General features: G+C 62.5%; 16 protein-coding genes, 1 tRNA gene and 1 pseudogene. 13 read left to right on the plus strand and 5 right to left on the minus strand.

What is annotated here, in order from left to right; genetic code table 11:
- Window positions 1–38 precede the first annotated feature (38 nt).
- The 3 genes from AB4Z44_RS20275 to AB4Z44_RS20285 are packed head-to-tail and all read left to right on the plus strand — an operon-like array spanning window position 39 to window position 2,286.
- Window positions 39–1,604, plus strand: a complete 1,566-nt coding sequence (locus AB4Z44_RS20275) for an FAD-binding oxidoreductase (RefSeq protein WP_404711454.1) — start codon at window positions 39–41, stop codon at window positions 1,602–1,604.
- On the plus strand, window positions 1,601–1,918 hold the full coding sequence (locus AB4Z44_RS20280) for a c-type cytochrome (RefSeq protein ID WP_404711455.1): 318 nt from the start codon (window positions 1,601–1,603) through the stop codon (window positions 1,916–1,918). Before AB4Z44_RS20275 ends, AB4Z44_RS20280 begins: the two co-directional genes overlap by 4 nt.
- Complete coding sequence (locus AB4Z44_RS20285; RefSeq protein ID WP_404711456.1) at window positions 1,915–2,286, plus strand: hypothetical protein; 372 nt, start codon at window positions 1,915–1,917, stop codon at window positions 2,284–2,286. Before AB4Z44_RS20280 ends, AB4Z44_RS20285 begins: the two co-directional genes overlap by 4 nt.
- Before the next feature lie 91 nt (window positions 2,287–2,377).
- Here AB4Z44_RS20285 and AB4Z44_RS20290 read toward each other — a convergent pair whose 3' ends face one another.
- From AB4Z44_RS20290 to AB4Z44_RS20305, 4 genes are all read right to left on the minus strand, one after another.
- The gene (locus AB4Z44_RS20290; protein WP_404711457.1) at window positions 2,378–3,130 is read right to left on the minus strand and encodes an SDR family NAD(P)-dependent oxidoreductase; all 753 of its coding nucleotides are present in this window, start codon (window positions 3,128–3,130) and stop codon (window positions 2,378–2,380) included.
- The gene (locus tag AB4Z44_RS20295) at window positions 3,127–3,384 is read right to left on the minus strand and encodes a hypothetical protein (RefSeq protein WP_404711458.1); all 258 of its coding nucleotides are present in this window, start codon (window positions 3,382–3,384) and stop codon (window positions 3,127–3,129) included. The genes AB4Z44_RS20290 and AB4Z44_RS20295 overlap by 4 nt, the downstream gene beginning before the upstream one ends.
- A gap of 128 nt (window positions 3,385–3,512) precedes the next feature.
- Window positions 3,513–3,701, minus strand: coding sequence for a Thivi_2564 family membrane protein (locus tag AB4Z44_RS20300; RefSeq protein WP_404711459.1), 189 nt, complete (start codon window positions 3,699–3,701; stop codon window positions 3,513–3,515).
- Between the two features lie 124 nt (window positions 3,702–3,825).
- Window positions 3,826–3,912: transfer RNA gene (locus AB4Z44_RS20305), tRNA-Ser, on the minus strand.
- A gap of 154 nt (window positions 3,913–4,066) precedes the next feature.
- Between AB4Z44_RS20305 and AB4Z44_RS20310 the strand changes: the two genes are divergently transcribed.
- The 7 genes and pseudogenes from AB4Z44_RS20310 to AB4Z44_RS20340 all read left to right on the plus strand — a co-directional run bounded on the left by AB4Z44_RS20310 (window position 4,067) and on the right by AB4Z44_RS20340 (window position 7,096).
- Complete coding sequence (locus AB4Z44_RS20310; protein ID WP_404711460.1) at window positions 4,067–4,279, plus strand: hypothetical protein; 213 nt, start codon at window positions 4,067–4,069, stop codon at window positions 4,277–4,279.
- Between the two features lie 21 nt (window positions 4,280–4,300).
- Complete coding sequence (locus tag AB4Z44_RS20315) at window positions 4,301–4,480, plus strand: hypothetical protein (protein ID WP_404711461.1); 180 nt, start codon at window positions 4,301–4,303, stop codon at window positions 4,478–4,480.
- Window positions 4,480–5,111, plus strand: a pseudogene (locus tag AB4Z44_RS20320) (SOS response-associated peptidase family protein). Before AB4Z44_RS20315 ends, AB4Z44_RS20320 begins: the two are co-directional and overlap by 1 nt.
- Before the next feature lie 70 nt (window positions 5,112–5,181).
- Window positions 5,182–5,460 (plus strand): hypothetical protein, encoded by a 279-nt coding sequence (locus AB4Z44_RS20325; RefSeq protein WP_404711462.1) that lies wholly within the window; start codon window positions 5,182–5,184, stop codon window positions 5,458–5,460.
- 961 nt (window positions 5,461–6,421) lie between these two features.
- Window positions 6,422–6,664, plus strand: a complete 243-nt coding sequence (locus AB4Z44_RS20330; protein ID WP_404711463.1) for a hypothetical protein — start codon at window positions 6,422–6,424, stop codon at window positions 6,662–6,664.
- Window position 6,665: 1 nt separating this feature from the next.
- Entirely contained in the window at window positions 6,666–6,914 is a 249-nt protein-coding gene (locus AB4Z44_RS20335) for a hypothetical protein (protein ID WP_404711464.1), read from the plus strand.
- A 23-nt stretch (window positions 6,915–6,937) separates the two neighbouring features.
- Window positions 6,938–7,096, plus strand: coding sequence for a hypothetical protein (locus AB4Z44_RS20340; protein WP_404711465.1), 159 nt, complete (start codon window positions 6,938–6,940; stop codon window positions 7,094–7,096).
- Window positions 7,097–7,135: 39 nt separating this feature from the next.
- Here the strand turns inward: AB4Z44_RS20340 and AB4Z44_RS20345 are convergent, their stop codons facing one another.
- The gene (locus AB4Z44_RS20345; RefSeq protein ID WP_404711466.1) at window positions 7,136–7,948 is read right to left on the minus strand and encodes a DNA adenine methylase; all 813 of its coding nucleotides are present in this window, start codon (window positions 7,946–7,948) and stop codon (window positions 7,136–7,138) included.
- A 229-nt stretch (window positions 7,949–8,177) separates the two neighbouring features.
- Here AB4Z44_RS20345 and AB4Z44_RS20350 point away from each other — a divergent pair, with 229 nt between their 5' ends.
- The 3 genes from AB4Z44_RS20350 (at window position 8,178) to AB4Z44_RS20360 (ending at window position 9,735) form a co-directional block, all read left to right on the plus strand.
- Window positions 8,178–8,366: a type II toxin-antitoxin system HicA family toxin gene (locus AB4Z44_RS20350; protein ID WP_404711467.1), complete on the plus strand. Its 189-nt coding sequence runs from the start codon at window positions 8,178–8,180 to the stop codon at window positions 8,364–8,366.
- A gap of 47 nt (window positions 8,367–8,413) precedes the next feature.
- Window positions 8,414–8,794 (plus strand): type II toxin-antitoxin system HicB family antitoxin, encoded by a 381-nt coding sequence (locus tag AB4Z44_RS20355; RefSeq protein WP_404711468.1) that lies wholly within the window; start codon window positions 8,414–8,416, stop codon window positions 8,792–8,794.
- Between the two features lie 158 nt (window positions 8,795–8,952).
- The gene (locus AB4Z44_RS20360; protein ID WP_404711469.1) at window positions 8,953–9,735 is read left to right on the plus strand and encodes a hypothetical protein; all 783 of its coding nucleotides are present in this window, start codon (window positions 8,953–8,955) and stop codon (window positions 9,733–9,735) included.
- Window positions 9,736–9,790: the final 55 nt, after the last annotated feature.

Consider the following 9,790-nt stretch of genomic DNA (forward strand, 5'->3'; position numbering starts at 1 on the left):
CGGAATTGTAACATCCGTGACAAAGGAGAGGGGCAAGAATGGACCCGATTTTCCCGCCCGGCGTCACCGCTGCGGCCATGGATCGCGCGCTCAAGGCGTTTGCGCGCGTGGTGGGGGCGGAGAATGTCTTCGCCACTGCCGAGGACCGCGACACCTATGTCGACAAATTCGCGGTCGATGAGGGCCGCCACCATGCTTATGGCGCGGTAGCCCCGATCAGCACCGAGGAAGTGCGTGCGATCGTGAAGATCGCAGCCGAGAATCGCATGCCGATCTGGCCGATCAGTCGTGGCAAGAATTTGGGTTACGGCGCGTCCGCGCCCGAGCTTTCGGGCTCGATCGTCCTCGATATGTCGCGGATGAAGAAGATCGAACTCGATCTGGAGAGCGGCTCGGTCCTGCTCGAGCCCGGGGTCGGCTTCTACGATCTCTACGATTATCTGCAGGCGCACAAGGTACCGCTGTGGCTGTCGGTGCCGGGCAACAGCTGGGGATCGGTGATCGGCAACGCGCTCGATCGCGGGCTCGGCTACACGCCCTATGGCGAGAACACGACCAAGCTGTGCGGGCTCGAGGTGGTGCTGCCCGATGGCGATCTGGTGCGCACCGGCATGGGCGCGATGGCCAATTCGCCGACCTGGAATCTCTATCGCTACGGCTTCGGGCCGGCGTGGGACCAGATGTTCGTCCAGTCCAATTTCGGCATCGTCACCAAGGCCAACATGTGGCTGATGCCCGAGCCCGAACAGGTCCGCGGCATGGATGTCGAGATGGACCTGCCGGAGGATCTGGGGCCGCTGATCGACACGATCGGCGCGCTGCGGCGCGAGGGGTTGCTCCAGCAATCGCCGACGATCGGCAACTGGTTCCGTGCCGCCAATATCCTCACCACGCGCAGCCAGTGGACCGACAAGCCCGGCTCGCTTTCGGACGAGGTGATCGCGAAGATTCGCAAGCAGTTCGGGCTCGGCTGGTGGGGGGTGAGCCTGCGGCTCTACGGGCGCGAATCCGTCACCAACGCGGCCTATGCGATCCTCGAACAGGCGCTCCAGGCGATCAAGCCGATGGCGATCAAGCCTCAACTCTGGCGCAGGGGCGACGCGATGATCCCGAGCCAGGGCGGTTGGTACGGCGTGCCGATGACCTTCCCGATGCAGAACATCAACTGGTTCGGCGGGCGCGGCGGCCATATCGGTTTCTCGCCGATCCTGCCGCAATCGGGGAAGCTGGCGGTCGAGCAATTCCACCGTACCTATGCCCGCTACAAGGAATATGGGATGGATTATCAGGCGAGCTTCGCGTTCGGCGAGCGCCACCTGATCAACGTTAACGCGCTTCTGATCAACAAGGACGATCCGGCCTTCCTGAAGCGGGTCGATCCGTTCCTGCGCACCCTGATCGCGGACGCGCGCAAGCAGGGCTATGGCGAATATCGCACGCATCTCGATTATATGGATACCGTCGCCGATACCTATGATTTCAACGATCATGCGCTCCGGCGGCTGAACGAGAAGGTCAAGAACGCGCTCGATCCCGCGGGCATCCTCGCGCCGGGCAAGAGTGGCATCTGGCCTGCCGCCTATGCGAAGGAGCGCCGGTCATGAGAGCCGCCTTGGGAATGCTCGGGCTCGTTTTGCTGGGCGCATCGGCGAGCGCGCAGACGCCAGGCGACGGCAAGGCGCTGTTCCACGAGAAATGCGCGATGTGCCATGGGCCGGGCGGGATGGGCACCGGCCTGCTCGCGCGCCGGGTAGACCCCAAGGTGGCCGAACTCGAGAAGCGGGACGATCTCACCCCGGATTACGTTACGACCGCGGCGCGCACCGGCATTGGCAACATGCCGGCGATCTCGCGCGGCGAGGTAAGCGACAGACAGCTGGCGGCGATCGCGGCCTATCTGGCGAGGGGCAAGAAATGAGCGGGCCGCAGATCGATCGCCGTGCAGCCCTCGGCCTCGGCGGCGCGGCTTTTCTGGCCCCGGCGGTGGCGTCGGCGGGTACGACGCCGCGTGCGTCCGGGGTCCTGCTGTTCGACCCGGCCTCGCCCGAGGCTCGCGCGATCGCGCAAGCGGCCAGGGGCCAGCGCCTGATCGCGCTGGAGGGCGATCCGGTGCGATTGTGGCGGGATATGTTGCGAAACGTGAGCGGTCCGATCGGGGGTATCACGCGCTGGAGCGACTATCTGATCCTGCGCGGCCTCGCCGCCGAACAGGGGCTGCGCGTTCGCGACGAGGATTACGTCCCAGTCGAAGGCAAGCCGATGCTGGTGCGCTGGACGGCGGTTTAATTGAAATAACCCGTCATTCCCGCGGAGGCGGGAATCCATATTCTCAAAGGTTCGGAGTCTATGGATTCCCGCCTCCGCGGGAATGACGACGTTATTGTAGACTCACGCCGCCATCGACCGCCATCAGCGCGCCGACCATATAGCTCGCTTCTTCCGACGCCAGGAACAACGCCGCCCGCGCCGCTTCCTCGGGCGTGGCGATCCGGCCGATCGGGGTGGCGGCCTTCATGCCCGCCAGTACTTCGGGGATGGCGGTCGCGGCGGCGAGCATCGCGGTATCGACCATGCCAGGGCAGATCGCGTTGACGCGGATATTGTGCTTGATCAGGTCGATCGCGGCGGCCTTCACCAGCCCGCCGACACCATGTTTGCTGGCAACGTAGGCCGCCATGCCCGGCGCGGCGATCAGGCTTGCGATCGATGCAGTGACGACGATCGAGCCGCCGCCGCGTGCCTTCAGCGCCGGCACCTCGGCCCTGATCGAATAGAAGACGCCCGAAAGATTGGTCGACAGGATCCGTTGCCAGTCCTCGATCGCGAAATCCTCGAATTCGCCGCCGATGCCGGAAGGGATGCCGGCATTGTTGAACGCGATATCGAGCCCGCCAAAGGCCCGGGTCGCCGCCGCGACCATCGCCTCGCACGATGCAAAATCGGAAATGTCGGCCGCTACCGCTATGGCCTCGCCGCCAATCGCATGTGCCGCATCCTCCGCGCCAGTCAGATTGCGATCGGCCAGTACGAGTTGCGCGCCCTCTTCGGCAAACAGCCTGGCTGCCGCCCGCCCGATCCCGCTCGCAGCTCCGGTCACCAGTACGATCTTGCCCTCGAATCGCGGCGTCATGCCTTCTCCCTGTCCTTCTCGTGTTCCGGGAAGCTTTTGCCGCACTTCAGGCAGAAGCGTTCCCGGATATGCTGTTCGGCATAGCTGCGATGAAGGCAATCGGGGCACACGAACGATTTCGCCGGTTTTATCCCCGAAGGACGCCCATAGGTGTCGAGCTTGTAGCGGGCGCGATGGCGATCGACGAGAAGATAGGCGATCACCGTGCCGCCCGCGGCAGCGATCGCCAACGCGATGAACAGACCCAATACCATGGCGCGTGTCTACCCCAATTCGCGTGACGCTGGCGAGTCTGGGCGCACTCGGCCCGGCGCCGGAAACAGCGAGAGCGCGGTCCACCATCTGGACCGCGCTCCCGGAAAACCCTGACTACCAGAGCGGCTTAGCCGACGTGAACGCCGCCGAGCGAGCCCAGAAGACCAAAGGACTGAAGCAGCCACAACACCACCAGAATGACCACGACGACATTCAGGATGTTTTTGATCTTGCCGTCCATCGGAATGTAATTGTTGACCAGCCACAAGAGCACGCCAACCACGACCAGGGTTATAATCAGCGAAAGCAGCGTCATGGATGATCTCCGGCGCCCGTCTGCCCCTGCAGACGTGCTGGATTTTAAACTGCCGCTGATGGAAATCGTTCCACTTGGTCAACGAAGGTCGCCCGAAGGCCAGTTCGTCGCAAAATGAAATGGTCGGGGAGAGAGGATTCGAACCTCCGGCCCCTGCCTCCCGAAGGAAGAGGACAGATCGGTTTTGCGCAGTTTTTAGCCGTTGTTCCCCTCTAGGAGATACGGAACGTATAAGAAACATCAAGCGAACATCGGGCAATTGCACCGGAGTTGCACCGGACCGATAACGCTTGGCCATGCCCCCGAATCAACCTTTATCCGCCGACCAGGCGTTTGCACTCCAAGTGCTCCACGATGCGCTGGCCGTGAGGGAAGGGGAGCCGGTCGATCTGCCTGCAATTCGCGATGCCCTGCGTGCGCTCAAGGATGGCTGCCACGAACGCTGGCCGCTCGATCAGTTCTGGGTCGCCGCCAACTGGGGCAAGAAGATTGGGCGTTGGCAGAACCTGAGCGCTTCGCTCAATGGCATCCAGTTGCAGCTGGGGCTGCCGGCCGGTTGGGAGCCATCGAACTGGTGACCACCTGGGCACTTCGGCGATTTGCGCTCGGCGGTTCCGCACCATATCCTCGCCGACATGGATGACCTCAACTCGCTGCGCACTGCCGTCGGCACAATGACCGACAAGGACCTGGTCAGGCGGTATGATGCGACCGACGTCGAGGATCCGGCAGGCGACATTCTCATCGCGGAGATCGAACGCCGCGAACTCGATACCTGATGTGCAATCGTGCGAGGCACGACGGCGATCCGGAGACGCTATTCGAGCGGTTCGGTGCAACCTGGCTTGCGCCGCGGCCGACAGATAACCGGTTCAACTGGAAAGAGTTGATGCCGAAGAGCCGCGCCTATGTTGTCCGCGAAGAAGCGGGCGAGCGTGGCGTCGACATCATGAGCTGGGATGTCCTCGGCGGGCAAGCTGCCTGGGCAATGACAAATGTCCGCCAGCTCGGGTTGCCGCAATGGCGGCGTCTGGCGGCAAACCCTGAGAATCGTTGCCTGATCCCGCTGACCGAGTTCTGCGAGTGGACCCCGGACAAGGTCGACCTGGGCGACGGCAAGCCGCCGCTCAAAGGCGAAATGTGGTTTCAGGTGGCGGACCAGCCGTTATTCGCGATCGCTGGCTTCTGGCAGCACGTGAAGGACGGGGGAAAGGCTTCACGATGGTGACGTGCGACCCGAATGAGCTCGTCGCGCCTATCCACCCGAAGGCGATGATCACGATCCTGCGGCCCGAAGATCACGAGCGGTGGCTGCGCGGGTCCTACGACGAGGTGGTCGCGCTCCAGCGACCTTATCCGGCGGACCGCATGACGGTGCGCGGCCCGGTATTCCCAACGCGAGGCCGGTAAGGCGAGTCGATCTCTTGCCCTGATGTTCTCATTGTGTTCTCATGATGGGGAGACAAGGAGTCGAGTCGCGATGCATACGAACGTCACCCCCGAAGGCCCGCAGCCGATCGAAACCTATGATTTCGTGAAAGCTCCGGTTGCTTGGCTGATCAGCGCGACCGGCGAGCGCAAGCTCGGTTCGTGGGGCCGCCAGGTGCTTGATGAGAAGACCGGCGAGTTCCTGATCGCAGCTCCGATGGGCTGGGGGCAAGATACCGGCGGCGATTTCCGCCGATTCGAGGGTTTTGAGCCGGTCTCATTTGAGGCAGCAGACGAAGCGTACGTGCGGGACACGATGTTCGACCTTTAAAAACCTACTGAAGAGCGTGAACTGCTGTGACGGCAACAGGCCCGGGCTCGACGCTCGGGGATTTGCTCAGCAGGCGAACGCGCGTCTCCGCGGCCTGCTCAAAATGCGGCAAATCGCGCGATGTCGATCTCATCGCCCTGATCGGAAAAGTCGGGCTCGAATATCGCTTATGGAATCGCCGCTGCCGGTGTCGGCTTACGCCCGGCTGTCGAGGGTGGAACCGGTTTAAGACGGGGTCCCCTTGGCCCGAGCCCGCGTACGATAGCGCGGCCGAGGCACGGTGGGCAAAGCAAGACGCTCGCGAGAGGATCGAAAGTCCGCCGGAACAGACTGTCGTCGCCAAGCCGAAGGAGCGCCTTCGCGGGCCTCGGGGATGGCTGCCCGGCGGCGCATCAATTGAGCCAGCGGCGGCGATCGAGATCCTGTGCGCTGCGCGAGATCGCGCCCATTCCGGGGCGGTCAAAACCCGCGAAGTGCGCCAGGCGTTGATGTCGCTGCTCCCGCTTTGCGGCTCGACGGATCTGGCCGATTGCTTCTGGGAATGGGCTGGCGCGGAGAGCGACGCTCTCCGCTCGGATTTGCTATGGGCTGCTATGGACGCGATCTTGCGCCAGGTGCGCTTGCCGCCCGCGGCATAGCGCCGGATGGGTTGGCCCGTATTTCGGTCTCTCGATCAGATGGCAGCCCACGGCGCCAACATCTTGGTTACCTGCATGCGATGTTCAAACCGAACGGCCCTGCCGGGCCCCGCGTTGGTGCGCTATTTCCGGATGCGCGGATGGCCGCGTAACAACGAGGCGGCGGGAAAGCATTTGCGCTGCTCGAGCTGCGGCGGGTGCTGGCCGCGCATCCGGCCTACCTTCGATAGTCCAGGATCCGCGTGGCGGCCGCCGGCCAGTGAGGATGAGTGGTTAGCGCTGGAGCGGCACCTATCAAGCTTGCGCGATCACGCGAACGGCCGATGATGCGCCGCGCGACTCAAAGGAGGAATGCCATGAAAAAGCTGATGCTTGCGCTCACTGCCGCCGCGCTGATCGCAGCGCCGTCGATCGGCGCTCCGTGCAAAGATCCGAAGACCAAGCGGTTCATCGCATGCCCGCCTGCTGCCGCTGCGCCCGCGGGCGACACCTACAAGGACAAAACCGGCAAATGCCATTGGTCCGCCGGTCCCAAGAAGGGCAAGTTCGCGCCCTGCCCGAAATAGGGTGGCCGACGACCGCCTGACGGCAGAACAAATCCGCGACCTGCTGGCGACCTTGCTGGCGGGCGCGGTTGGACGTGAGCCCGCGGCGTGGCTAGACGCGATCGGACCGATAACCATCCACGACATTGTCTGGCGCCCGCGCTGCAACTGGAGCGTCGAGCCGAAGGGCTCGCGCGCCCAGATTGCAGCCATCGAGAAGGCGGTCGCGATCGTGGCAGCCGAGCACCCTTATGCCCGCGCCGATAGTTAAGCGGGGACAAAGGGGACGCTGCCATGACCGAGAACAAGCTACGGGTGATCGACGACGATAGCCTGCTCGAGATGTACGAGACCGCACGGATCGAGGAGGACGGCGAGCAATGTGACCTCATCACCGCGGAGCTCCACTGGCGTGGAATAGAGGTCACGCCCTGCGGTTGGCAGCCGAAATAGTCGGCTTCGCACCTCAGGCCGCCGACCGCCTGCATCCACCTACGGGACGACGCCCTTGCTGACGATCAGTTCGCCGGCGCGTTGCCCGGCGCCGTGACTGGTGCCGATGGTATAGGTCACCGGCACCGCCTCCATATCGAACCGGCCGAACACTTCCCGCGCCAACGGCGTATCGTTGATCGACAGCAAAAAGCGCCCTGCAATGCCGGCGAGCTGCTCGGCCATGCGCGCGAAATCCGCCTCGTCGAAGCCAGCGCCATAGTCATCCTCGCAACCGACATAGGGCGGGTCGAGGTAGAACAAGACGTCCGGCCCATCATAGCGGCGTATCAGATCGCCGTACGGAAGCTGCTCGATCACCACGCCCGCGAGGCGCTCGTGGATTTCGGCGAGCATCGGCTCCAACTTCGTCACATCGAACCGGCCGGACCTTCCCCGGCTGACACCAAACGTCCTGCCCTCGATCTTGCCGCCGAATGCCAGGCGCTGGAGGTAAAGGAAGCGGGCGGCCCGCTCCAGATCGGTGAGTGTGGAAGCTTCCTGCTGGCGCAGCCGATCGAACTCGGCCCGGCTGGTGAGCTGCCACCGCAACATATCCATGAACGCCTCATAATGGCGCTGGAGGATGCGGAAGAGCGTCGCCACGTCGCCCGACAGATCGTTGATGACCTCGGAGCGCGGCCGCCGATCGCGGCGCAGGAAAATGCCGCCCATGCCCACGAACGGCTCGACGTAGGTTTGATGCGGGATTTCGCGGAGGATTGCGCAGATACGGCGCGACAGATTGCGCTTGCCGCCAAGGTACGGCGCGGCCGGCAAAACCGGCTGCACGTCATTCAGTATAGACTCCATCTTTTATTTGCTCTCAGGGAGCCCCGCCCGGTGCACGGGTGCGGGGCGATGCGGCTGGCCGGCCGCTAGTGACGGGTTCGTGCCCGTCGGTTTCCGTGTTGACGCACGGAACCCCCGCCGGCCGATATATCAGCGAGCGGGCGTGTCTCGTTGTGTAATTATTGTGTATAAATGTCTTGCAGCCCGGCTCACAGTTGTGTATAGAATACACACACAGGGAGACGAGACGATGCGAAGCCGGGACGTCATCAGGAAGATCGAAGCGGATGGCTGGTACGAGGTGCGCCAGACCGGAAGCCACAAGAGCTTCCGCCACCCGGTGAAGCCCGGGACGGCGACGGTCCCTCACCCGAAGAAGCACCTGCCGATCGGGACACTCAAGAGCATCAGCAGACAGACCGGGGTGCCCCTCCCCTGAGGGGCCCCGAATTTCCTACCCTACCCTACCCTACCAAGGAGCCGGCCATGGCAACCGTATATTATCCAGCGATCATCGAGCGCGACGCCGAAGGATTTGGCGTCTATTTCCCCGATCTGCCCGGCTGTGTGTCGGCCGGCGCGACTGTGCAGGAAGCCGCGCTCGGTGCCGAAGAGGCCCTGCATGGGCATCTGGCGGTTATGGCTGAACATGGCGATCCGTTCCCCGAGGCTTCGGATATCGAGGCGATCGAGCCTGAGGAGGGGAGCCACGAAGTCGGGCGCATCCTCGTTCGGGGCGAACGGCCGGGCAAATCGGTTCGCGTGCAAATCTCGATCGAGGAAGGGCTTCTCGCGCGCATCGACCGCGTCGCCGCCAATCGCTCGCGGTTTTTGGCTGACGCCGCGCGCGACAAGCTTGGCGCGTAAAGCTGATCCTAAAACGCGGATCGGTCTTGATCTGCAAATGGGCGGCGAACAGTACGTCGACAGCGGTCGGGGACGCGGGCATGCGCTCGAGCCCCGTCCTTCGATGAGCGCGCGTGTTTGTTTCGCATTAGTTGGCATTGCCAGTAAGCTCGCTCTTAGTGTCTGCTAAAAAGCCAAAAACTCGCTTCCAGCTCACCGTCGGCGGGGTGCCAAAAGAGCTATTCGCGGTGCGCGAGCGATCCGCGGACCAAATTGTTATCTTAACGCCCAAGCCAGTTAATTTGGGGTGGGATGGGGACAAGGGCCTGATCGAAGATCACATTTCTGTGCACGGGGGCGAGCGAAGCACTGGATGTACGATTAAGCGAACGCGCCTGCTCGACTCCGGCGATCTGATTGAGACTGTCAAATTCATGCCGAGGCGACCTGAAGGCTGGGCAACAATTTTCCATGCAAAGGTTGTCCAGGATCTAAGCGAGTCAAAATACAATCTCAATGCCAACAATCGTGATACCGTAATCGATATCGCTGCCCACGATCCCCGCACGTCGACATTTGTATTTGCTTTGGTAATTTCCGAGGTTCCTTGGAACATGGCCACCCTGCAGGGGATGGGTCTCAATTTTAAATTTGTTCAATTCACGAGATTTGGAATTGGCGTATTTTATGGTTTCCAAATATTTCCATCTACGCCGTGGGGATATTACCTAGACGTTAATACAAGCATTCCGCGCATCAATCGAGGGGCGGTGCATCAGCTCCCGCAGAAAGCCGCTCCGGTGGTGCCGTTGGAAGTGGCGCAAGATGCGTTCATATTGATGAACGAATTTATTGCTAGAAACGTCGCAAGCGTGGCCGACTGGATGGCCAGAGAGGGATTGATGTTGGGGAGCTCGCGGAGCAGGAGGTCGTCCTCACCAACTCCACGCTGGAAGACGTAATAAAGGGTCAGGCCGGTTCCTAAGATCGACGCCCTGATGGGGCCAAATTGAGATT

The organism is Sphingomonas sp. MMS24-J13 (assembly GCF_044905095.1).
Taxonomy (GTDB): domain Bacteria; phylum Pseudomonadota; class Alphaproteobacteria; order Sphingomonadales; family Sphingomonadaceae; genus Sphingomonas_I.